General features: G+C 63.0%; 21 protein-coding genes. 10 read left to right on the plus strand and 11 right to left on the minus strand.

The genetic code is table 11. The annotated features are described in order from the left end of the window. Positions 1 to 7: 7 nt before the first annotated feature. The 5 genes from ltnD to LHAB_RS03995 are packed head-to-tail and all read left to right on the plus strand — an operon-like array spanning position 8 to position 4528. On the plus strand, positions 8 to 907 hold the full coding sequence (ltnD, locus tag LHAB_RS03975) for an L-threonate dehydrogenase (protein WP_194943086.1): 900 nt from the start codon (positions 8 to 10) through the stop codon (positions 905 to 907). Beyond that, positions 904 to 2175: a 3-oxo-tetronate kinase gene (gene otnK / locus LHAB_RS03980; protein WP_090044083.1), complete on the plus strand. Its 1272-nt coding sequence runs from the start codon at positions 904 to 906 to the stop codon at positions 2173 to 2175. The genes ltnD and otnK overlap by 4 nt, the downstream gene beginning before the upstream one ends. Beyond that, the gene (locus LHAB_RS03985; RefSeq protein ID WP_090044084.1) at positions 2172 to 2837 is read left to right on the plus strand and encodes a class II aldolase/adducin family protein; all 666 of its coding nucleotides are present in this window, start codon (positions 2172 to 2174) and stop codon (positions 2835 to 2837) included. Before otnK ends, LHAB_RS03985 begins: the two co-directional genes overlap by 4 nt. 57 nt (positions 2838 to 2894) lie before the next feature. Then, positions 2895 to 3728 carry a 2-oxo-tetronate isomerase gene (gene otnI, locus LHAB_RS03990; protein ID WP_090044085.1) on the plus strand — a complete coding sequence of 278 codons (834 nt, stop codon included), beginning with the start codon at positions 2895 to 2897 and terminating at the stop codon, positions 3726 to 3728. 56 nt (positions 3729 to 3784) lie between these two features. Next, on the plus strand, positions 3785 to 4528 hold the full coding sequence (locus tag LHAB_RS03995) for a sulfite exporter TauE/SafE family protein (RefSeq protein ID WP_228763337.1): 744 nt from the start codon (positions 3785 to 3787) through the stop codon (positions 4526 to 4528). Positions 4529 to 4534: 6 nt separating this feature from the next. Here LHAB_RS03995 and LHAB_RS04000 read toward each other — a convergent pair whose 3' ends face one another. Continuing rightward, positions 4535 to 5536, minus strand: coding sequence for an XdhC family protein (locus tag LHAB_RS04000; RefSeq protein WP_090044086.1), 1002 nt, complete (start codon positions 5534 to 5536; stop codon positions 4535 to 4537). A gap of 13 nt (positions 5537 to 5549) precedes the next feature. After that, entirely contained in the window at positions 5550 to 6230 is a 681-nt protein-coding gene (locus LHAB_RS04005; RefSeq protein ID WP_228763338.1) for a nucleotidyltransferase family protein, read from the minus strand. Between the two features lie 155 nt (positions 6231 to 6385). Between LHAB_RS04005 and LHAB_RS04010 the strand changes: the two genes are divergently transcribed. Both LHAB_RS04010 and LHAB_RS04015 read left to right on the plus strand, forming a co-directional pair. Further along, complete coding sequence (locus LHAB_RS04010) at positions 6386 to 7867, plus strand: M20 family metallopeptidase (protein WP_090044088.1); 1482 nt, start codon at positions 6386 to 6388, stop codon at positions 7865 to 7867. Next, on the plus strand, positions 7867 to 8733 hold the full coding sequence (locus tag LHAB_RS04015; RefSeq protein ID WP_090044089.1) for an alpha/beta hydrolase: 867 nt from the start codon (positions 7867 to 7869) through the stop codon (positions 8731 to 8733). The genes LHAB_RS04010 and LHAB_RS04015 overlap by 1 nt, the downstream gene beginning before the upstream one ends. Here LHAB_RS04015 and LHAB_RS04020 read toward each other — a convergent pair. From LHAB_RS04020 to LHAB_RS04030, 3 genes are all read right to left on the minus strand, one after another. Continuing rightward, positions 8699 to 9877, minus strand: a complete 1179-nt coding sequence (locus tag LHAB_RS04020) for an MFS transporter (RefSeq protein WP_090044090.1) — start codon at positions 9875 to 9877, stop codon at positions 8699 to 8701. The genes LHAB_RS04015 and LHAB_RS04020 overlap by 35 nt on opposite strands. A 99-nt stretch (positions 9878 to 9976) precedes the next feature. Then, entirely contained in the window at positions 9977 to 10678 is a 702-nt protein-coding gene (locus tag LHAB_RS04025; RefSeq protein WP_090044091.1) for a 16S rRNA (uracil(1498)-N(3))-methyltransferase, read from the minus strand. Positions 10679 to 10680: 2 nt separating this feature from the next. After that, positions 10681 to 11790: an aminoglycoside phosphotransferase family protein gene (locus LHAB_RS04030; RefSeq protein WP_090044092.1), complete on the minus strand. Its 1110-nt coding sequence runs from the start codon at positions 11788 to 11790 to the stop codon at positions 10681 to 10683. A gap of 127 nt (positions 11791 to 11917) precedes the next feature. Between LHAB_RS04030 and LHAB_RS04035 the strand changes: the two genes are divergently transcribed. From LHAB_RS04035 to rsmA, 3 genes are read left to right on the plus strand one after another with little or no spacing between them, the layout of a single operon-like run. Then, positions 11918 to 14296, plus strand: a complete 2379-nt coding sequence (locus tag LHAB_RS04035) for an LPS-assembly protein LptD (protein WP_090044093.1) — start codon at positions 11918 to 11920, stop codon at positions 14294 to 14296. After that, complete coding sequence (locus LHAB_RS04040) at positions 14289 to 15635, plus strand: peptidylprolyl isomerase (protein ID WP_090044094.1); 1347 nt, start codon at positions 14289 to 14291, stop codon at positions 15633 to 15635. The genes LHAB_RS04035 and LHAB_RS04040 overlap by 8 nt, the downstream gene beginning before the upstream one ends. Next, positions 15632 to 16414 carry a 16S rRNA (adenine(1518)-N(6)/adenine(1519)-N(6))-dimethyltransferase RsmA gene (gene rsmA / locus LHAB_RS04045; protein ID WP_090044095.1) on the plus strand — a complete coding sequence of 261 codons (783 nt, stop codon included), beginning with the start codon at positions 15632 to 15634 and terminating at the stop codon, positions 16412 to 16414. Before LHAB_RS04040 ends, rsmA begins: the two co-directional genes overlap by 4 nt. Before the next feature lie 279 nt (positions 16415 to 16693). Here rsmA and LHAB_RS04050 read toward each other — a convergent pair whose 3' ends face one another. From LHAB_RS04050 to LHAB_RS04075, 6 genes are all read right to left on the minus strand, one after another. After that, positions 16694 to 17119, minus strand: coding sequence for a barstar family protein (locus LHAB_RS04050; protein WP_090044096.1), 426 nt, complete (start codon positions 17117 to 17119; stop codon positions 16694 to 16696). A 29-nt stretch (positions 17120 to 17148) separates the two neighbouring features. Beyond that, positions 17149 to 17562 carry a guanyl-specific ribonuclease gene (locus LHAB_RS04055; protein WP_090044097.1) on the minus strand — a complete coding sequence of 138 codons (414 nt, stop codon included), beginning with the start codon at positions 17560 to 17562 and terminating at the stop codon, positions 17149 to 17151. A 154-nt stretch (positions 17563 to 17716) separates the two neighbouring features. Next, entirely contained in the window at positions 17717 to 20020 is a 2304-nt protein-coding gene (locus tag LHAB_RS04060; protein WP_090044098.1) for an NADP-dependent malic enzyme, read from the minus strand. A gap of 212 nt (positions 20021 to 20232) precedes the next feature. Continuing rightward, positions 20233 to 20838 carry an MOSC domain-containing protein gene (locus tag LHAB_RS04065; RefSeq protein ID WP_090044099.1) on the minus strand — a complete coding sequence of 202 codons (606 nt, stop codon included), beginning with the start codon at positions 20836 to 20838 and terminating at the stop codon, positions 20233 to 20235. 7 nt (positions 20839 to 20845) lie between these two features. After that, complete coding sequence (locus LHAB_RS04070) at positions 20846 to 22234, minus strand: aminopeptidase P N-terminal domain-containing protein (protein WP_090047639.1); 1389 nt, start codon at positions 22232 to 22234, stop codon at positions 20846 to 20848. A 57-nt stretch (positions 22235 to 22291) separates the two neighbouring features. Next, positions 22292 to 23014 carry a nucleotidyltransferase family protein gene (locus LHAB_RS04075; protein ID WP_090047641.1) on the minus strand — a complete coding sequence of 241 codons (723 nt, stop codon included), beginning with the start codon at positions 23012 to 23014 and terminating at the stop codon, positions 22292 to 22294. Positions 23015 to 23194 lie beyond the last annotated feature (180 nt).

The raw sequence follows: 23194 nt of genomic DNA on the forward strand, positions 1-23194 counted from the left end.
CACGAACATGAGCACAGTGGGATTGATTGGTTTGGGGGCCATGGGCTCGGGCATGGCCGCATCGCTGCGCCGCGCCGGGCACAGCGTGCAGGTGTTTGATGTGCGCCGCGAAGTGGCCGAGGCTTTCACCCATGCAGGCGGCACGGCGCACGACACCTTGGCCTCGCTCGGGGCAGCGTGCGATGTGGTGGTCTCGGTGGTGGTGAACGCCGCGCAAACCGAAGCCGTGCTGTTTGGCGATGGCACCACCCCCGGTTGCGCCGCCAGCATGAAGCCGGGCAGCGTCTTTGTGATGTGCTCCACCGTCGACCCGAACTGGTCGGTGGCCTTGGAAGCGCGTCTGGAGGCCATGGGCCTGCGCTATGTGGACGCGCCGATTTCGGGGGGTGCAGCCAAAGCGGCGTCCGGACAAATGACCATGATGACCGCCGGCAAGCCCGAAGCCTACGCGCTGGCCGAACCGTTTTTGAACGCCATGGCCGCCAAGGTCTACAAGCTGGGCGAGCGCGCGGGCGCGGGCAGCAAAGTCAAGATCATCAACCAACTGCTGGCGGGCGTGCACATCGCCGCAGCGGCCGAAGCCATGGCCCTGGGCCTGCGTGAAGGTGTGGACGCTGCCGCTTTGTACGAGGTGATCACAAACAGCGCAGGCAACAGCTGGATGTTTGAAAACCGCATGGCCCATGTGCTGGCGGCCGACTACACGCCGCTGTCGGCTGTGGACATTTTTGTGAAGGATCTGGGCATCGTGCTCGACATGGCGCGGGCCAGCAAATTCCCACTGCCGCTGTCGAGCACCGCGCACCAAATGTTCATGCAGGCCAGCACCGCAGGCTTTGCGAAAGAAGACGACAGCGCGGTGATCAAGATCTTCCCGGGCATTGAATTGCCCAAGGGCAAAGCATGAGCGCGCTGAAACTCGGCTTGAAGTTGGGTTGCATTGCCGACGATTTCACCGGCGCCACAGACCTCGCCAACAACCTGGTGCGCTCGGGCATGCGGGTGGTGCAGACCATTGGTGTGCCCACCTCGCCACTGGCCGCAGACGTCGACGCGGTGGTGGTGGCGCTCAAGTCGCGCACGATTCCTGCCAACGAGGCCATCGCGCAATCGCTCGAGGCCTTGCAGTGGCTGCAAGGCCAAGGCGCACAGCAAATTTATTTCAAATACTGCTCGACCTTTGACAGCACGCCCGAGGGCAATATTGGCCCCGTGAGCGAGGCGCTGATGGACGCGCTGGGATGCGACTTCACCATCGCCACACCCGCCTTCCCGGACAACGGGCGCACGGTGTTCAAGGGCTATCTGTTTGCGGGCAACGTGCTGCTCAATGAGTCGGGCATGCAAAACCACCCGCTCACGCCCATGACAGATGCCAACCTGGTGCGCGTGATGCAGGCGCAAACAAAGCGCAAGGTGGGCTTGATCGATTACAAAACCGTGGCGCAAGGTGAAGCGGCCATCCGCGAACGCATCGCCGCGTTGCGGGCCGAGGGGGTGGGCGTGGCGGTGGTGGACGCCACCAACAACGAAGACCTGCACCGTCTGGGTCCTGCTCTGAAAGACATGCCGCTGGTCACCGCCGGCTCGGGCGTGGCCATTGGCCTGCCCGCGAACTGGGGCCTCAAGCCTTCGCTGCAAGCGAGCCAATTGCCCACTGCCAAGGGCCTGCAAGCCGTGGTCTCGGGCAGCTGCTCTTTGGCCACCAACGCGCAGGTGGCGCACTTCAAGGCCACGGGGCGACCCGCTTGGGCCATCGCGCCCGCCAGCCTGATGCACGGCCAAAGCGAAGCGGTGGTGCAGCAAGTGCTGGCTTGGGTCGCGCCACTTTTGAAGGACGGCCCGGTGCTGGTGTATTCCACCGCCGAGCCCGAAGCCGTCAAGGCGGTGCAGGCGCAACTGGGCGTGGCGGAAGCGGGCGCTTTGGTCGAACACGCACTGGCCGCTGTGGCGCGGGGCCTGGTCGGTCTGGGCGTGAAACAGTTGGTGGTGGCGGGCGGTGAAACCTCGGGCGCTTGCGTGCAGGCGCTGGACATCGCGCAGCTGCAAATCGGCCCGCAAATCGACCCGGGTGTGCCGTGGTGCCATGCGCCTTCGGGCGTGCACATCGCACTCAAGTCGGGCAACTTTGGCACCGAAGATTTCTTCACCAAAGCCTTTACAGTGCTGGCATGAACTTCACCGAATCCCAAGCCCGCGAAGAGATCTGCCGCGTGGGCCGCAGCCTGTTCGAGCGCGGCTACGTGCACGCCACAGCCGGCAACATCAGCGTGCGCCTGGACGATGGTTTTTTGATCACGCCCACCGACGCGTGCTTGGGCTTTCTCGACCCTGCGCGTCTGGCCAAGCTCGACCTGCAGGGCCAGCAGGTCAGTGGCGACAAAGGCAGCAAAACCATCGCCTTGCACCGCCAGATTTACGCGGCCGCTGCCGAAACCGATGCCGACACCCGCTGCGTGATCCACACCCACAGCACGCACTGCGTGGCACTCAGCCTGAACGCCCACGGCCCCGAACTGCTGGCGCCAATCACGCCCTACTTTGTGATGAAGGTCGGCCATGTGCCCCTGGTGCGCTACCACCGCCCGGGCAGCCCCGATGCGGCCCAAGAAGTGGCCGCATTGATCCGCAGCCACGCCGCGCAAGGCAGGCCGATTCGCGCCGTGATGCTGCCGCGCCTGGGGCCCAATGTGTGGCACGACACGCCCGCCGCCGCCATGGCCACGCTCGAAGAACTCGAAGAAACCGCCAAGCTCATGCTGCTGCAACCCGAGACCCCCGCGCTGCGCGCCACCGATCTGGACGAGTTGCGCCAGACCTTTGGTGCCCGCTGGTGACCCTGTAAGCGCGGCGCCCTCGCCGCGATTGAACCCCTTGCACACCGAAAGAACCCCATGCCCCGCTTTGCTGCCAACCTGTCCATGATGTACCCCGACCTGCCGTTTCTGGACCGCTTTGAAGCCGCAGCCCAAGACGGTTTCAAGGCGGTGGAGTATTTGTTTCCCTATCCTTATCCGGCGGCCGAGTTGGCGGCCCGATTGAAGGCCAACGGTTTGCAACAGGCGCTGTTCAACGCCCCGCCCGGCGGCACCGATGCGGCCAGCTTTGGCCAAGCCTGGGAAACCGGCAGCCGGGGCACGGCCAGCGTGCCGGGACGTGAAGCCGAGTTCCGTACCGGCTTTGCCCAAGCTTTGGTCTATGCCGACGCTCTGAATTGCCCGCGCGTCCACGCCATGGTGGGTTTGCGGGCCGAAGGCGCCAATGCCGAAGCAGCGGATGCCACGCTCGTGAACAACTTGCAATGGGCTGCCGCCGAAGCCGCCAAAGCCGGGCGCGATGTGCTGATCGAGCCGATCAACACCCGCAGCGTGCCGGGCTTTCACCTCAACCGGCAAGACCATGCGCACCGCATCGTGCAGGCCGTGGGCGCGTCCAATGTGAAGGTGCAGATGGACTTGTTCCATTGCCAGATCGTCGAAGGCGACCTGAGCGCCAAGATCGCGCAGTACCTGCCCACGGGCCGGGTCGGGCATTTCCAGATCGCCGAGGTGCCGCACCGCCACGAGCCGGGCACGGGCGAGGTGAACTGGACGCACATCTTCCAGGTGATCGACAAGGTGTCGGCCGAATGCGGCTGGGACGGCTGGATCGGCTGCGAGTACAACCCGGCCGATGCCTCGGCGGGCGGCACGTCGCGGGGTCTGGGCTGGGCGCGGCCTTACCTGTGAAACAAGGTCAGCCAAGCCTGTCGCTGTGCCACGCCATGACTGCGCCTTGATCTGTCATGAATGACCTCCATTACCTGATGTGGGCCGGTTTGGCGGCGAGCCTGGTGGGCATGTCCAAGGGCGGATTGCCCACCGTCGGCATGTTGTCGGTCCCCATCCTGTCCTTGTACATGTCGCCGATCAAAGCGGTGGTCATGCTGCTGCCGATCTACATCATCTCCGACACCGTTGGCCTGTGGCTTTACCGCAAGGCATTCAGCGCCATCAACCTGAAAATCCTTGTGCCTGCTGGCATCCTGGGCATTTGGGTCGGTTGGTTGACAGCCACCATGGTGTCGGATGCCGCCGTCAAGGCGATGATCGGTGTGATGGGCGTGGGGTTTGTGCTCAATGCCTGGCGACAACGCAAAACCGTTCAAATTGCGCAATCCGCGCGCTGGGGCCGAGGCATTTTTTGGGGTGGTGTTTCGGGTTTTGCCAGCTTCATCTCCCACGCTGGGGGACCCCCATTCCAAGTTTATCTGCTTCCCCAAAAACTGCCCAAGTTGGTGTTTGCCGGCACGTCGACTTTGTTTTTCGCTGCCATCAACCTGGCCAAACTCGCACCCTATCACCAATTGCAGCCCTATGGCGCGGAAGAAATGATGGGGGCTTTGGTGCTGATCCCGTTTGCCCTGTTGGGCACCGTGGTCGGGGCTTACCTGACACGCAAAATCGCCGACGACTGGTTCTTCAAATGGGTCCAGGTTGGCTTGCTGTTGGTCTCGTTGAAGTTGATCTTGGACGTGGTCAGCGCCTGAGGCCTGTCAAACCAAGCCGCACACCGTCTTGGAGCCTTCCCAATTGCTGAGCGCTTGGCTCAAATCGGTGCCCCGGCGCATGGCGGTCATTTCGGCCACGATGCTCAAAGCAATTTCGGGGGGCGTCAAAGCGCCAATGTTCAGGCCCACTGGGCCATGCAGTTGGCGCACTTCGGCTTCGCTCAGATCAAAGTCCAGCAAACGCTGGCGGCGCTGCGCGTTGTTGTGCCGTGAGCCCAATGCCCCCACATAAAACGCAGGGGTGCGCAGCGCCTCCATGAGGGCAAGGTCGTCGAGCTTGGGGTCGTGCGTCACCGCCACCACGGCGCTGTTGTGGTCCAGGCGCATGGACAGCACCAGGTCGTCGGGCATCTGAGTGGACAGGGTCACGCCGGCCAGGGTGTCCCAGCCTTCGTGGTATTCCACACGCGGCTCGCACACCGTGACCTGGTAGTCCAGCATCACGGCCATGTTGGCCAGACAGCGTGACAACTGCCCGCCACCGATGACGAGCAAACGCAGGCGCGGGCCGTGCACCGTGGTCAGGCTGTGGCCGTCAAACTGCAGCTTATCGCCTTCGGTGGCGGCGCTCATGCGCACCAGGCCCGTGGCCATGTCCAAGCGGCGCTCCACACGCTGGTGTTGCGCAATGAGCACCAGCAATTCGCGCAATTGCGACTGTGGCGACAAAGGCTCCAGCACCACCTGCACCGAGCCGCCACACGGCAGACCAAAGCGGCGCACCTCTTCGGCGGTTTGGCCATAGGTAGTGGTGTCGGGCAGGCGCAGCGCCAGCTCGCCAGCGGCCACGCGGCGAATCAAATCGTCTTCGATGCAACCGCCCGAGACCGAACCGGCCACCTGGCCATCGCCCCGGATGATCATGAGCGAGCCGGGTGGACGCGGGGCCGAGCCCCAAGTGCGCACCACCGTGCCCATGACCACGCGATGGCCCCGGCTTTGCCAGTCCAGGGCCGTGCGGATCACGTCGATGTCGATGCTGTTCATGCTTGTCGCTTGTTTAGAGGTTCAAATCGTTGGGCCAGCGCAGGCTTTGCCCCGTCAGCTGTTCCACCGCCTGGCGGTCTGCCTCATTGTCGACATCCAGGCGGTAATGACCATGGGGTGTTTCCCAGTGGTAAACGGCTTCGGGGTGGGCCCGCTGCCATTGGCGCGCGCCCATTTGTTCGTCGCTGGCCAGCATCTGCGCCATCACCGCGCCAGAAAACACCACCGGGTTGCCCGGCAACCCTTTCACACTCGGTTGCAGCATCTGCGTGCCAGCCGGGCGTTGCGCAAAAGCCTCTAGCAATGCCTGCACCGCTGGCGCGTTGATCAGCGGCTGATCGGCCAGCGCCACCACCACCGCATCCAGACCAGGTGGCAAAGCCCTCAAGCCGATGCGCAATGAGCTGACATGGCCCTCATCGGGCTGAGGGTTGCGCACCGGCTGGGCAGCCCAGCGGGCCACCGCACCGTCTTGCAAAATGCGCTCTGCGTGGTGCCCCAGCACCACCCCAATGGGGCTCACGCCCGCCAGCGTCAAGGCCTGCAATTGCCGCTCCAGCAAACTCACGCCGTCGAGCTGCAGCAGGCATTTGGGCCGGTGGCCCATGCGGCTGCCAGCGCCTGCGGCCAACACGAGGCCGCCTGTGCGCAGTGCCGGTCCCGTTGCGGGCTGAGCAAGCGGTGTCAGGTTCAATCGGGCGCTCCTGGTCGGTGATGGACGGGTCATTGTGCCGGGGTCCTGTCCCGGGGCTGCCGCGTTGGCGTCACCTCAGTCAATGCCTGCCGTGGCCAGCCCAACCCAAACGCGCTACAGTATTTTCTTTTGTGTCGCCCCGAGGAGCCCCCACCATGAACGCCCCCCTGCACCGCGAAATGCCCGCTGGCACCCTCGACAGCGCCCGCGCCTTGAATGCAGTCACCCAAGCCTGGGACAGCACCATCCTGCCCGAGCTGAAAAAGTACATCGAGATCCCGGCCAAGTCGCCGGCCTTCGATGGCGACTGGGCGGCGCACGGCCACATCGAAACCGTGTTGCGCAACGCGGCGCAGTGGGTCGAAGCGCAAAAGGTGGAGGGGCTCACGCTCGAAATCATCCGCCTGCCCGGGCGCACGCCGGTCATGTTTTTTGAAGTGGCCGCCACCCGCGCGCAAAGCGTTGGCTCGGGCCAAACGGTGCTGATGTATGGACACCTGGACAAGCAGCCCGAGTTCAATGGCTGGCGCAATGACCTGGGTCCTTGGACCCCGGTGTATGAAGAGGGCAAGTTGTATGGCCGCGGTGGCGCGGACGACGGCTATGCGGTCTATGCCAGCATCGCCGCCGTGCAAGCCCTCAAAGCGCAAAACACCGCCCACCCGCGCATCGTGGGGCTGATCGAGACCTGCGAAGAATCGGGCTCTTACGACTTGCTGCCCTATGTGGATGCCCTGCGCGCGCGCATGGGCGATGTGGGCCTGGTGATTTGCTTGGACAGTGGGGCGGGCAATTACGACCAACTGTGGCTCACCACCAGTTTGCGGGGCATGGCCAGCGGCACGCTCAAGGTGCAGATCCTCACCGAAGGCATCCACTCGGGCGACGCCTCGGGCCTGGTGCCCTCGAGTTTCCGCATCATGCGCCAGGTGCTCGACCGCTTGGAAGACAGCGCCACCGGCCGCCTGCTGCCCGCCAGCTTCCATTGCGAAGTGCCCGCCGAACGTTTGGCGCAAGCCCAAGCCACGGCCGCCATTTTGGGCGACGAGGTGTACAAGCGTTTCCCCTGGGCGCACTACGACTGCGGCGGCTCGACCAGCTTTGCCCTGCCCACCACCACCGACCCGACACAAGCCCTGCTCAACCGCACCTGGACGCCCACGCTGAGCGTGACCGGGGCCGATGGCTTTCCAGCCCTGAAAGACGCGGGCAATGTGCTGCGGCCCTACACCGCCTTCAAACTCAGCCTGCGCCTGCCGCCGCTGGTGGACGCGGCACAAGCCGTGGCCGAGATGAAAGCCCTGCTCGAAGACAACGCGCCTTACCAAGCCCAAGTCACCTTTGAAAGCGGCGGGGGTGCCACCGGCTGGAACGCCCCCGACACCCTGCCTTGGTTCGAGCAAGCCTTGAACAGCGCCAGCCAGGCGCACTTTGGTGCCGGTGTGGGCTACATCGGCCAGGGCGGCACCATCCCGCTCATGAACATGCTCAGCGCCGGTTTCCCGAAAGCGCAAATGATGGTTTGTGGCGTGCTCGGCCCCAAGAGCAATGCACACGGGCCCAACGAGTTCTTGCACGTGCCTTATGCCAAAAAGCTCACGGCCGCCGTGGCCGAAGTGATGGCGCGGATGCCTTGATGAACGTCATCGCACGTCCCTCCTTGCCCCGCCCCCAAATTTCAGGCTTGCATGGCGAGGCGGGCCCATTGGCCTTGTACGACTGGGCGATGCCTGTCAGCAAGCCGCTGGGCACAGTGATCTTGGTGCACGGCCTGGGCGAACACGCCGGGCGCTACGGCGAGGTGGCGGCGCACTTGCACCAGTGGGGCTTTGCGGTGCGCGCTTATGACCAGCAAGGCCACGGCCAGTCAGAAGGCCCTCGCGGTGACCTGCTGCGCCCGGGCAGCCTGCAGGCCGATTTGTGCCGGGTGATCGACGACACACGGCAGCGCCCGTCTCAGGCGAACTTGCCGCTCATTTTGCTGGGCCACAGCCTGGGCGGCCTGGTGGTGGCCCGCACGCTGGCCGAGGGTTTGCGCCCGGTCGATGCCGCGGTCTTGTCTTCTCCGGCCTTGGGGGCGTTTCCCAACCTGTTTCAAAAAATACTGCTGGCCACTTTGCCCCGCGTGGTGCCGCATTGGCGCGTGGACAACGGCTTGAAAGCCGACTTTGTGTCACGCGACCCCGACGTGGTGAAAGCCTACAAGACCGATGCGCTGGTCCACCGGCGCATCTCAACGGGCCTGGCCGCCTGGATTTTGGAGAACGGTGAGAAAACCTTGGCCGATGCAGCCCAGTGGGAAGTGCCCACCTTGCTCCTGTACGCAGGACAAGACAAGCTGGTGAACGCCCAGGCCACCGCTGACTTTGCACGCGCCGCACCTCAAGCCGTGGCCCAGGCCCAATGTTTTGAGGCCATGTACCACGAGATCTTCAACGACCTCTACCGCGCCCAGGTGTTCGCCGCGCTCAAGCGCTGGCTGCTGGCGCGTTTTTCTGCTTGAGCACCATCCAGGCCAGTGCCAGGCCGGTCAAGGCCACCGGGAACAGCGAACCGATGTTCAGCCACATCCAGCCCTGTGTGGTGACCAGTGCACCTGAAGCGAACGAGGTCACGGCCATGGTGGCAAACACAAAGAAGTTGATGGCCGCCTGACCCCGGTCTTTTTCGGCGGGGGTCCAGGCCTGCATGGCCAGCGTGGTGCTGCCCGTGAACAGAAAGTTCCAGCCCAAGCCCAGCAAAAACAGCGAGATCAGGAACTGGTGCAGCTCGACGCCCGACAAGGCAATCGCGATGCACACAAAGTTGATGACCACGCCCACCGCCATGATCTGCAGCGTGCCGAATTTCTTGATCAGGTGCCCCGTGAAAAAGCCCGGCGCGAACATGCCGATCACATGCCACTCCAACACCAAGGCTGCATCGTCAAAACTGAAGCCGCACACCTGCATGGCCAGCGGCGTGGCGGCCATCAGCAGGTTCATCACGCCGTAGCTGAGCGCCGCAGCGGCCGCCGCCACAATGAACACCGGCTGGCGCATGATCTCGGACAAGGGCCGACCCACGCTGTCGCCCGGTTTTTTGGCGGGCACCGCAGGAAAACGGATGAAGCTCATGCACACCATGGCCAAAATCGCCACCAGCCCCAGCGCGATGTAAGCGCCCAAAAACGGCACCTCGTACAAGGTGCGGGTGCGCGATGCCAAGTTGGGGCCCACGATGGCCCCGATCAAGCCACCGGCCAAAACCAAAGAAACCGCTTTCTCTTTGAAGCCGTCGGCCGCCAACTCGGCCGCCGCAAAACGGTACAACTGGCCGTTGGCGCTGTAGTAGCCCGCGATCACCGTGGCCGCCACGAGCAGCCAGAAATTGTGGCTCCAGGCGGCATACGCGGCCAGCAGCGCCGAAAACAAAGCCACCCCCAGGCCCAGCTGGAACGACACCTTGCGCCCCCAGCGCGACTGGCTTTTGGCCACCAGCCCGGTGGACAGCGCGCCGCCCACCACATAGCCCATGACGGGCAAAGTCGCCATCCAGCCCAGCGGCGCCATGGACAAACCCACCAGCCCGTTGATGGCGATGAAGGTGACGTTGTTCGTGAAGAACAGGCCCTGGCAAAGGGTCAGGAGGATCAAATTGGGGTTCATGGCAGGCAGTGTATCGCCAGCCGCTTATGAAGCCATGTCGCCTCGGCGCCCTTGCCGCGAACACGGTTTCGGAAGACCCCCTCCCTCGCCCTGAGGACTTCAGGCGCAAATGGCCAGCACGGCCAAGGGCGCCGTTTCGGCGCGCAGCACACGTGGACCCAGTGTGATGGGGGTGAACCCAGCGGCCAAAGCGCTGGCTTCTTCGCTGGCGCTGAGGCCCCCTTCGGGGCCGCTGAGCACCGTGACGGGCGCGCTGCCGGTCATGGTCGACAGGGCCTGGGTGCCTTCTGACAAAGACAAGACCCAGCGCTGACCGGGTTCAGCCCCCGCCAACCACGCTTTGAGGGTGACGGCCGCATGCACCGTGGGCACGCGGTTGCGCCCGCATTGCTCGGCCGCCGCCACGGCCACACCTTGCCAGTGCGCCAGCTTTTTGTCGGCGCGCTCGCCCTTGAGCTTGAGCACGCTGCGCTCGGCCACCAGGGGGGTGATGCTGGCCACGCCCAGCTCGGTGGCTTTTTCAACCAGCCAGTCCATGCGCTCATTGGCAGTGATGCCCACCAGCAAATGCACGGCGCGGGCCGCTTCACGCTCCAACGGGTGGTGTGCGCCAAGCTCGACCTCCACGTCGCTGCGGCCCATGCGGGTGATGGTGGCGTCAAACTCGCCGCCTTCGCCATTGAACAAGGTGATGCCATCGCCCGGCTGCAGGCGCAGCACCTGCACATGGCGCGCGGCGCCAGCGGGCAGGCTGAGGGCCAAGCCGGTGGCCAAAGGGGCGGGGCAGTAAAAACGGGGCATGCTCACATGCGCCCGTACGCGAAGCCGACCTGGGGCGTGGTGCCTTCGATTTCGTCGATCAACTTCAGCAGCGGGCCCAGCTCGCGGTAACGGTCACATGCCTTGCGGATGTAGTGGATAAATCGCGGCGCATCGGCCAGGTATTTGGCTTTGCCGTCGCGCAGCGTCAGGCGGGCAAAAATGCCGGCGACTTTCAGGTGGCGCTGCAGGCCCATCCATTCGACGGCGCGGTAAAACGCGCCAAAGTCGCTGTGCCAGTCTTCAAAGCCCATCAATCCCGCCTTGCGGGCTTTTTCCCAGTAGCGGATGGTGATGTCGAGCACAAAGTCTTCGTCCCACGTCAAAAAGGCGTCGCGCATCAGGCTGGCGATGTCGTAAGTGATCGGGCCATAGACCGCGTCCTGGAAGTCCAGCACGCCCAGGGGCGCACCATCGCCCAAGGGCATCATCAAATTGCGCGGCATGAAATCGCGGTGGACATACACACTGGGCGCGGCCAGGTTGCGCTGCACGATCAGGGCAAAGGCCTTGTCGAACACTTCGCGCTGGGCGCCCTGCAGTGATACGCCCTTGTGCTGGGCCAAATACCAGTCCGGGAACAGGCTGAGTTCACGCTGGAGCAAAGCTGCATCGTAGGGCGGCAGCACGCCAGGCCGGGAGGCCAGCTGCCACTGCACCAGCGTGTCGACCGCCTGCATGTACAGCCCGTGGTTGGCCTGCGGGCGCTCGGCGTCGATGGCCGACATCATGGTGGCGTCGCCCAGGTCGCTCAGTAGCATGAATCCCTGGGCCTGATCCCAGTCCAGCACCTCGGGGGCGTTCAGACCAGCCCCCTTCATCAAGGCGGCGATGCGCACAAAAGGCTCGGAATTTTCCTTGTCGGGCGGCGCGTCCATGACGATGCGGCTGCCGCCTTGGACCGTGTCCACCCGCAGGTAGCGTCGGAAACTGGCATCGGCAGAAGCCACGCGCAAACTGGCAGGCACCAGGCCTTGAGCGGCCGCGATCCCCGCCATCCATTGCTGGAACAGCGCCTGGCGAACGGGATCGGTCCAATGGACCGCTGAAACAGGCGCAGGAGAGGACATGGAAGATAAAGAGAGGTGGCTCATGGATAATCCCATTCTACAAAGCCTGCCAGTGCCCCAAGGGGTGATGACAGCCAGTCTTTTTCATCACTGTCCCCCATTTGTGGCCACCCATTTAGCCTCGCCTTCCTCGCCGTTGACACCTCCAGCCATGGTCCCCCGCTCGGTGGCTGCGGCGCTGTTGTGGGTCTTGGGGAGCAGCTGGGCGCAAGCGCAGCCGGCTGGCCTGCCACTGCGCAGCAGCCCTGTGCTGGAAGAAGCGGTCACGGATCGGCAGAAATCAGAAGGGGCGGTGTTTGTCAAAGGCCAAAGGATCACCGCCCGCCCCGACATGGACCTGGTGGTCGAAGGCCAAGCCAGTGTCCGGCGACCCGGACTGGCCTTGAGCGCAGACCGGGTGGACTACGACCAGACGCAAGACGTGGTGGATGCCAAAGGCCAGGTGCGCGTGAGCACCGAAACCAGCGTCTTCACCGGCCCCCACCTCAGACTCAAGGTCGACAGCTTCCAAGGCACCTTCGACAAGCCAAACTTTGAGCTCTACAGCAGTGGCGGCTATGGCCAGGCCGCCCAAGTCGTGTTTGTGGACAACGCGCGAACCCTGCTTCGCCAGGCCAATTACACGACATGCCGCCGCACGCCAGGCCCAGATTGGCTGCCCGCCTGGTTGCTCAAAGCTGCAAAACTCACAGTTGACGAAGAAGAGTCGCGCATTCAAGCCGAAGGCGTGCAGTTCCGATTTCAGGACGTGCCCATTTTTGCCGCCCCCTCGATCAGCCTGCCTTTGACCAACGAACGCAAGTCCGGCCTGCTGCCACCGCTGCTGAGCATCGACACGGTCAACGGCATCGAAGTGGCGCAGCCCTATTACTTCGACATCGCCCCCAACCGCGACGCGACGGTCACCACCCATGTCATGAGCCAACGGGGCGTCGCGGTCGATTCCGAATTCCGTTACATGGAGCGCGACTACAGCGGACAACTGCGCTTGAACCTGATGCCCTCGGACAAATTGCGCAACGACAGCCGCTGGGGCTTGTCCAGCCAACACAATGGCAGCATTGACACCGGACTGGAAAGTGTCGGGCGCGTGGGTATTGGCCTGACCCTGAACCGCGTCAGCGACGACAACTACTGGCGTGACTTTCCCCGCTCAGGCCTGGTGCTGACGCAACGCGCTCTGCCGTCCACAGGTGTGCTGTCCTGGGGCCGGGGCGACTTCAGCATGAGCGCCCAAGTGCAGCGCTGGCAGAACCTGCAAGAAGCCGCACCGCCCTATGACCGAGCACCTCAAATCACCATGCGCTATGGCCAATGGAATGCCGAGGGTCTGGACTGGTCGGTGGTGGGCGACACCACCCGTTTTGAAGCCGACTTTTCTCGCGTGGCGAGTTTGGTCAACGCCGGGATTTTGCCGCGCAACGGCGAGCGCAGTTTCGTCCAAGCCCAGCTCAGCCGACCCTGGGTTCGCCCTTGGGGGTTCGTGACCCCCAAAGTCCAACTGCACGCCACGCGCTACCAGATGGACCGGGCACTCGACAATGGCGCGATGGCCGTGAACCGGGTCTTGCCGACCTTCAGCCTGGATTCCGGGCTGGTGTTTGAACGCGAAACCCGCTGGTTCGGGCGCAACGTGCTGCAGACCCTGGAGCCCCGAGCTTTTTACGCCCACACCCCTTACAAAGACCAAAGCATGCTGCCGATCTACGACAGCGGTGCCACCGACTTCAACCTGTCCACGATTTACAGCGAAAACACCTATGTGGGCCAGGATCGGCTGGTGGACAACAACGCCCTGACCCTGGGCGTGAGCAGCCGCTTTTTTGATGCCAACAACGGTGCAGAGATGCTTCGGCTGGGTGTGGCGCAACGCATCCGGTTTTCAGACCAACAGGTGCTGCTGCCGGGGCAAACGGCCAGCAAGACCGGTTTGAGCGACATTTTGTTCGGTGCCGGCATCCGTTGGGACGAGCGCTGGTCCTTCGATGCCACCCTGCAAGCCAACAACCAGACGCATGACATCGCCCGGACCACCTTGCAAGCACGCTACAGCCACAGCCCCTACCGGGTGATCAATGCGGCTTACCGCGCCAACAACCAAGTCACACCCAACTCCGAATTTGTGGACGTGGGCTGGCAGTGGCCTTTGAGCGACCTGGTGGGCAACACCGACCGGCAAGCCGAAACCGCCTGGTCCCGCACACCCGGTCAAGGCCTGGGGCCGGACCGCTGGTACACCGTGGGCCGTCTGAACTACAGTCTGAAAGAGCGCACCCTGGTCGACACCTTGCTGGGCCTGGAATACGATGCGGGTTGCTGGTTGGGGCGAGTGGCTTTTCAACGGCTGCAGACCAACATTTCCACGGTCAGCGCCACCAGCGCGACGAGCAGAATTCTTTTCCAGCTTGAGTTCATCGGTTTCGCCCGCGTGGGTGTGAGCCCCCTCAAGAGCCTCAGTGACAACATTCCCCGCTACCAATACCTGCGCGACAGCACGGTTCAACCCAGTCGGTTCCAGCACTATGAATAAACTGTTCTCTCCCACCCGCTCCGCATTGGTGGCGTCCATCTGGGCCCTGATCGGTCTGCTCGGCACCACCAACCCTTGGGCGCAGACAGCAGCGCCGACCCCCAGCAACCGGTCCGCGGATTTCATCGTGGCGGTGGTCAATTCCGAGCCCATCACCAACCGGGATGTCCAGGTGTTGCGCCAGCGTCTGGCCAGCGAAGCTGCCGCCCGCCCAGGCAACAGGCCCGATGCGAGCGAGCTCACTCGCTTGGCACTGGAGCAGTTGATCAACGAAAAAGTGCAGATGCAGCAGGCCCGAGAAGCGGGCATCAAGATCGAGACCGAGGCCATCGACCAAGCCGAGCTGAATGTGGCGACCAGCAACCAGCTGTCGCGAGAAGAAATGCACAAACGCCTGGCGCAAGATGGCATCACGCTGAGCAGCTTTCGCGAGCAATTGCGCACCCAGTTGACTTTGAGCCGCTTGCGTGAGCGTGAGGTCGAAGGGCGCGTGCGTGTGAGCGACTTGGAGGTCGAACAATTCCTGCGCGAACAACTCAAAGCCCAGGCTGCGCAAGTGCCTGCCCAGTTGAACCTGGGCATGATTTTGATTGCGGTGCCTGAAAACAGCAGCGAGTCTGCCGTCCAGGCTTTGGGTGAACGCGCCGCCGATGTGGCACGCCGCGCACGGGCAGGCGACAACTTCGCCGAATTGGCCAAAGCAGTTTCGCAGGCGGCCGACCGGGGTGCCAATGGCGGCGAAATGGGCTTGCGCCCCGCTGACCGTTACCCCGAACTGTTCCTGGACGCCACGCGCACGCTGAGTGTGGGCGAAGTGGCTGCGCCTGTGCGTTCTGCGGCAGGCTTTCACATCCTCAAGGTGATCGAGCGCCGCCAAGCCAACACCTTGCTCGTCACGCAAACCCGTGCACGTCACATCTTGCTGCGGCCTTCGGCACAAATGCCCCAAGACCAGGCGGTGGCCAAACTCACCGAAGTGCGCCAAGCGGTGGTTTCCGGCAAAGCCGATTTCGCCGCCGTGGCCCGCCAAATGTCACAAGACGGCAGTGCCCAACAAGGGGGCGATTTGGGCTGGGCCAACCCCGGCATGTTTGTCCCCGAATTCGAACAGGTCATGAACCGCCTGCGTCCTGGCCAAGTGGCCGAGCCTTTGGTCTCCCGCTTTGGCGTGCACCTGATCGAAGTCACCGACCGCCGCAACGCGCCCATGAGCGATCAAGAGCAGCGCACCATGGCACGCAACGCCTTGCGCGAGAAAAAACTCGATGAAGCTTATGTCACCTGGCTCGAGGACATTCGCGGACGGGCCTTCGTCGAGATGCGCGAGCCGCCGCAATGAAACACATTGCACGCAAACGGTTTGGCCAGCATTTCCTGACCGACGGGGGCATCATCGATGCCATCGTCGATGCCATCCATCCCGAACCCGGCCAGGCCATGGTCGAGATCGGTCCCGGTCTGGCCGCTTTGACCCAGCCCTTGGTCGAACGCCTGGGCCACCTGAGCGTGATTGAGCTCGACCGCGATCTGGCAGTGCGCTTGCGCGAACACCCTCATTTGTCGGTGGTCGAGTCGGATGTCCTGAAAGTGGATTTCCGGGCTTTGGCCACGCAAATGCTGGCCCCCACGGCCGAAGCCGCACCGCTGCAAAAAATCCGTGTGGTGGGCAACCTGCCCTACAACATCTCGACCCCCATCCTGTTCCACTTGCTGGCGCAGGTGGACGTGATCGAAGACCAGCACTTCATGCTGCAAAAGGAAGTCATCGACCGCATGGTGGCCCAGCCTGCGACCTCGGACTACAGCCGCCTGTCGGTGATGCTGCAGTGGCGCTACGACATGGCCAACGTGCTGTTTGTGCCCCCTGAGAGCTTTGACCCGCCCCCCCGCGTGGACAGCGCTGTGGTGCGCATGGTGCCCCTGGCCACACCGCCCGTGCTCCATGTCAAGACGCTGGAGACGCTGGTGCAGGTGGCCTTCAGCCAACGCCGCAAAATCTTGCGCAACACCTTGGGCAAATGGCTCGATGAAAAAGGCTTTGCCGGCCACTTCGATTTGCAGCGCCGCGCCGAAGAAGTGCCTGTGGCCGAGTTTGTGGCTTTGGCCCAAGCCGTCTAAGTCGCGTTGGCACCCTCTGGACCACGGTCAAGACCCACGAAAAAGCCCGCATGAGCGGGCTTTTTCTGGGGCGCCGCACGAGCGGCTCAAGGCGAGGTCAGGCGGCTGCGAGCCAGTAACCTGCGTTGAATGGGCTGCTCATGCGCAGCGCCAAAGGCGACACGTCCACCAGTTTGTCGGTGGGCATTTTTTCGCCTTCTTCGATCGATTCGGCCATCACGGCGTCCTCGCTTGGTGCCTCATTCGCCCGTCCTGCTTGGCTGTTTTGCGCAGAACGGGCTACAGAAAAGAATAGAAGCATCGGAAGGGTATCTTCCGGTCTCCCCAGTAATCGGCGGTGTCGCGGAAGATGTCCAACAACTGCTCGCGGGCTTCCTTGTCAAATTTGACATGGGCCGGAATTTGCTCCAGCACCACAATGAAACCCGGCTGTGGGCCCGACTTGTGCAAAGGGTCGGTCATGCAGTCGTACAGGGCATCAAAATTCTTGCCAAAGTGCGAAGGCAGCGTGAACTGCGCACCAATGAGGTCCAGCACGTCTTGTTTGCTTTGGGCTTGGGCCAAGTTGGCGTACAAAAAGTGGTGGCCCAGGCCTTGGGCGGCTTCTTGCAAGTCGCTCACGCGGTAAGCGCGGATCGACTGCACGATGTTGGACCGCACACCCTTCAAGGGCGTGTCTTGGTCATGACGAATCGGCGTGTCCATCTCCGTGGTCTTTCTTTAGAGTCAAAAAATCAAGGCTTGTCGACAATCATGCGAAAACTCGCGTAATGGTCTTGTGTGTAGTAACAGGTCTGTGGATCACGGAGAACCTGGCCACCGCAAACGATGCGCCGCGCTCCCCGGTGCTTCACCCCGGGCGTCCTGACGGTGTATTCACGGTAAAACCCCCGCGCCTCGCGGGGCAGAAGACGCTCACGATTGCCAAAAACAGTCCCGTCCTTTTCGTAAGGAAAAGGACCTCCCTTGCGGATGAGCTGGTACGTGTCTTGGCCTTCTCGCGGCAAATCTGTCACCCGGATCAGGGGCGAAGTTTGGGCATCGGCGGCGGGACGGGCTTGCACCAAAAAAGTGCAAAATGAGAACATCAACCCCAAAAGCACCGGTAACCAGCGCTGCAGGGAGGCGAATTGTCGCGCCACCTTCATGAAAACACCTTTCAGAAGTCCCCGGGTTAACCCGAACACTCGAAGGCGCTAGTGTGAGGCAAACGACATGAAAAAGCAAGCGAATGCCCAATAAACAGGCAAAACCTATCCGGACATTCACACTTTAAGTGAGCACAGACTCCTGTTTTATGCCTCAACGCGCTGCGTTGGCATCGGCCACCGTCAAAGCGGTCATGTTCACAATCCGGCGCACCGTGGTGCTGGGCGTGAGGATGTGGACCGGCTTGGCCGCCCCCAACAACACAGGGCCCACAGCGATGTTGCCACCGGCTGCGGTCTTGAGCAGGTTGTAAGCGATGTTGGCGGCATCAATATTTGGCAAAACCAACAAATTTGCGTCGCCGATCAGGCTGCTGTTGGGCATGATGGCCTGACGTGCGGCGGCGTCCAGGGCCACGTCGCCGTGCATTTCGCCATCGACTTCCAACCAGGGCGCGTTTTGGCGCAGCAACTCCAGCACCTCGCGCATTTTCACCGCGCTGGGGTGGTTGGAGGAGCCAAAGTTGGAGTGCGACAACAGGGCTGCCTTGGGCTGGATACCGAATCGGCGCATTTCTTCGGCGGCCATGACCGTGAATTCGGCCAACTGCTCGGCCGTGGGGTCGTAGTTGACATGGGTGTCCACCATGAAGACTTGCCGGCCGGGCAGCATCAAGCCGTTCATGCAGGCAAAGGTGTTGACGCCTGCACGCTTGCCGATGACCTGATCGATGTAATTCAGGTGCATGGGATTGGTGCCCCAGGTGCCGCAGATCATGCCGTCCACGTCGCCTTTGTGCAGCAGCATGGCGCCAATGAGCGACAAACGGCGGCGCATCTCGATCTTGGCGATCTGCTGGGTGACGCCCTTGCGCTCGGTCATGCGGTGGTAGGTTTGCCAGAAATCGCGGTAACGGTCGTCTTGCTCCACGTTCACCACGTCGTAGTCCAGCTCTTCTTTCAAACGCAGACCGAATTTCTCGATGCGCTCGGCGATCACGGCCGGGCGGCCGATCAGGGTGGGGCGGGCAATGCCTTCGTCCACCACAATCTGGGCGGCACGCAGCACGCGCTCTTCTTCGCCTTCGCTGTAGGCGATGCGTTTCTTCAAGGCGCGTTTGGCGGCGGTGAAGATGGGCTTCATCATGGTGCCCGAGGCATACACAAAGCCTTGCAGGCGATCGCGGTAAGCGTCCATGTCGACAATCGGGCGCGAAGCCACGCCGCTGTCGGCTGCGGCCTGCGCCACAGCCGGCGCGATTTTCATCATCAAGCGCGGATCAAAGGGCTTCGGGATCAAATACTCGGGCCCGAAAGCCAGCGGCTCGCCCACATAGGCGGCTGCCACCACTTCGCTTTGCTCGGCTTGCGCCAACTCGGCAATCGCATGCACCGCCGCGATTTCCATCTCCAGCGTGATGGTGGTGGCGCCGCAGTCCAAGGCGCCCCGGAAGATGTAGGGGAAACACAGGACGTTGTTGACCTGGTTGGGGTAGTCGGTGCGGCCCGTGGCCATGATGGCGTCGTCGCGCACGGCTTTGACGTCATCGGGGTCGATTTCGGGGTTGGGGTTGGCCAAGGCAAAGATCAGGGGCTTGGCGGCCATGGACTTGACCATGTCCTGTTTGAGCACGCCCCCAGCCGACAGGCCCAGGAACACGTCGGCACCGGCCATCACTTCACGCAAGGTGCGGTGCTCGGTTTTTTGCACGAACTGGATCTTGTCTTCGTCCATCAACTCGGTGCGGCCTTCGTAGACCACACCCGCCAGGTCGGTGACCCAGATGTTTTCGCGGGGAATGCCCAACTTGACCAACAAGCCCAGGCAAGCCAAGGCCGCGGCCCCCGCACCGGAAGTGACCAGCTTGATCTTCTTGGGGTCTTTGCCGACGATCTTCAGGCCGTTCAAGATGGCCGCACCCACCACGATGGCGGTACCGTGCTGGTCATCGTGAAAGACCGGAATCTTCATGCGTTCGCGCAACTTGCGCTCGATGTAGAAGCAATCCGGTGCCTTGATGTCTTCCAGGTTGATGCCGCCAAACGTCGGCTCCAGTGAGGCGATGATCTCGACCAGCTTGTCCGGGTCTTTTTCGTTGATCTCGATGTCGAACACGTCGATGCCCGAGAACTTCTTGAAGAGCACGCCCTTGCCTTCCATGACCGGCTTGCTGGCCAATGGACCGATATCGCCCAGACCCAGCACGGCCGTGCCGTTGGTCACCACGCCCACCAGGTTGCCCCGGCTGGTGTACTTGAAAGCATTGGCCGGGTCCTTGACGATTTCTTCGCAAGGCGCCGCCACACCGGGCGAATAAGCCAGCGCCAGGTCGTGCTGGTTGACCAGCTGCTTGGTGGGGGCGATGGCGATTTTGCCGGGGGTGGGAAACTGGTGGTATTCCAGTGCGGCTTTGCGCAACTGGGCGCGTTTTTCTTCAGCTTGGACCTTGTTGGTCATGGATCTTGCTCCGTTGTAGGGCTGTGCTGTCAGGGTTACCGGGGTTCGGCAACCGATTGGAATGGCCAGAAATTTGTCAACATCGAGGGCGACAATTGGGCGGTATTTTCATTGTAGACCCCGCATTCAGCGCTCAAGGCCTGGGTAATGCCCTTCGCAAGTGAGTTGGCTTTTGACTTTTTCGCACAAATGAAAGGCGAAATGGCGTCTGATCAACGCAGATGCTTCCAGGCTTTGTGCTGCAAGGCCTGCACCACGTTGACCGAGCGTGGCCCTGAAATGATTTGAAAAGCCGCACCGGCTTGCAAACGGCCCGCTTGGTCCACCGCCAAATAAAAGCCACAGCGCCCGCTTTGCACCATGTCTTTGGCGGCCTGGGCGTAGCCCATGACAGCGTTGAATTTGCCGCAGGGCTCGCGCGGTTGGGTCACGCGCAAAACCACACCGCCAAAGTCGAGGCGATCGCCCACAAAGAGGTCCTGTTCGAGAACGCCGTGCAGGCTCAGGTTTTCACCCAAATGACCCGGCGCCAAGGCTTCTTCAAACATCGTCGCACCTCGGGTCTGCCGCTGAGCCTGCCACCAAGTCAGGTGCTCCGAAGGCAAGGCGTACACCGCTTTGCTCAGGCCACCATGCACCGACAGGTCGGCTTGCTCGTCGCCGGCCAGGCCCAGAATACCGACATCGATGGGGCCAGAAACAGTGGTTTTGCCAATGGCCGACACCATGTTTCGGCCGCCCACCCTTAATGGGCGCACCTGGCCGATCTGGATGGTGAGCAGCGTGCCCGAAAAACCGGGCGGCGATGTTGGCTGCATGGGCCTTTCAGCCCCGCATCAGGGCTTCGATCTCATCGGCTTTGACTGGCACGCCACGCGTGATCAGCTCGCACCCCGTGGCCGTGACGATGGCGTCGTCTTCGATGCGAATGCCGATGTTGTGGAACTTTTCGGGCACGCCCGCAGCAGGGCGCACGTACAGGCCCGGCTCGATGGTCAGCACCATGCCCGGCTGCAAGATGCGGCTGGGGCGGTCCTTGATCAGCTCGCCGCTCAGTGGGTCCTTGCGCTCACTGACCTGGCCCACCTGTGAGGGCTCGACGTAGCTGCCGCAATCGTGCACGTCCATGCCCAGCCAGTGGCCGGTGCGGTGCATGTAGAACTGGAAATAGCTGCGGTTGGCGATCACGTCTTGCGCATGGCCGACCTTGTTTTTGTCGAGCAAGCCCACGTCCAGCAGGCCCTGCGCCAGCACCGCCACGGTGGCCTCGTGCGGGTCGACAAAACGCGCACCGGCTTTGGTGGCGGCCACGGCCGCGTCTTGTGAGGCCAGCACCAGGTCGTACAAAGCGCGCTGCGCTCCGGTGAATTGGCCATTGGCCGGGAAGGTGCGGGTGATGTCGCTGGCGTAGCCATCGAGTTCGCAACCGGCATCGATCAAGACCAGATCGCCATCGCGAATCAAAGCGGTGTCGGCGCGGTAATGCAACACACAGGCATTGGCACCGCCCGCCACGATGGAGCCATAGGCCGGGTACTGCGAGCCGTGCTGGCGGAACTCGTGCAACAACTCGGCGTCCAGGTGGTATTCGCGCACCTCTTGCCCGGCGCGCAGCATGGCGGCGCTGCGCTGCATGGCGCGGATGTGGGCGCGCGCGCTGATGGCCGAAGCGCGGCGCATGATGTCTTGCTCGTGCGCGTCTTTGACCAGGCGCATTTCATCGAGCAGGCTGCACAGGTCACGCTGCTGGTCGGGGCACAAAGCGCCATAACGCACCCGCGCGCGCACCGACTGCAGCCAGCCGTCCACACGGCCTTCCAAGCCCGCATGGATGGCAAAGGGGTACCAAACCGTGCTGCGGTTTTCGAGCAACTTGGGCATGTGCGCGGCCAACTCGGCCGAAGAATAGGCCCGGCTCACCCCCAATGCGGCAGGCGCAGCCTCGGGGCCCAGGCGGATGCCGTCCCACACTTCGCGCTCCATGTCCTTGGGCTGGCAAAACAAGGTGGTCTGGCCATCGGCCGTGATCACCAAGGTGGCATGCGGCTCGGTGAAGCCGGTCAGGTAATAAAAATAGCTGTCGTGCCGGTACAGAAAGTCACTGTCGCGGTTGCGGGGACGCTCGGGCGCGGTCGGGATGATGGCGATGCCACCCGCACCCAGTTGGGCGGCCAGGCGGGCGCGTCGGTCGGCATAAAGTGAGGACGTGTTCATGGTGGATTCGGTCTGGGTTTCGGTCAACAAATGAAGAGCTTAAGGGCTGGGGCAAATTCAGGTCGGGTGGGGGGCATTGAGCCGGGCCAGCCGCTCGGGCGTGCCCACGTCGGTCCACTCCCCCAAGTAGCGCTCACCCGAGACCCATCCCCGGTCCATCGCGGCGCGCAACAGCGGCGCCAGCGCCAGCGCCACGCCCTGCGGGTTGCCCGCCGGCAGACCGCAGTCGGCGAAAAAAGCTTTTTTGTACAAAGCGATGGTGCTGAAGGTGAGCTCGCAAGCGGGGGCGCCTTTGGGCACATTGAGCACCTGCCCCGTTGCGGACAGACCAAAGTCGCCACCCGGGTTGTGCGCCGGGTTGGGCACCAACCACAAGTGCGCCAGCTTGTCGCTCTGGGCAAAACGCGCCAGCGCTGTCGCGCTGAACACAAAATCGGGTGCGAAAACATCCCCAGCCACCACCCAGAACACCTCGCCCAGGCTGGGCAGGGCGCGCACAATGCCACCGGCGGTCTCCAAGGCATGGCCAAAATCAGCGCCCTCGTGCGAGTAGCGCATGTCGAGCTGCGGCAACCCTGGCCAGCACACCTGGGCGCTAAAGTGGTCAGAAATCTGCGACCCCAACCACGCCGTGTTGACCACCAGCCGGGTGAAGCCGCCGCGGGCCAGCGCTTGCATGGGCCACTGCATCAGGGGCTGTCCGCACACCGGCAACAAGGGCTTGGGGGTGTGATCGGTCAGCGGTCGCATGCGCTCGCCGCGTCCGGCGGCCAGCACCATGGCCTGCGCCAGGTCCGTCGCGTGCAAGGGGGAATCCATCAGGTCGCTCATGCCCGAATGTTGCCACGCATTCGGGCCAGTTTGAGTGCGCACGGCCCGCAAAGTGTCGCCCCTGTCACCCGCGCGGCCTCGCCCCGAGCGGGGCCACGTCAAAATCCACACCGGCCAGGCCAGAAAAGA

The organism is Limnohabitans sp. 2KL-27 (genome assembly GCF_001269345.1).
GTDB lineage: Bacteria > Pseudomonadota > Gammaproteobacteria > Burkholderiales > Burkholderiaceae_C > Limnohabitans_A.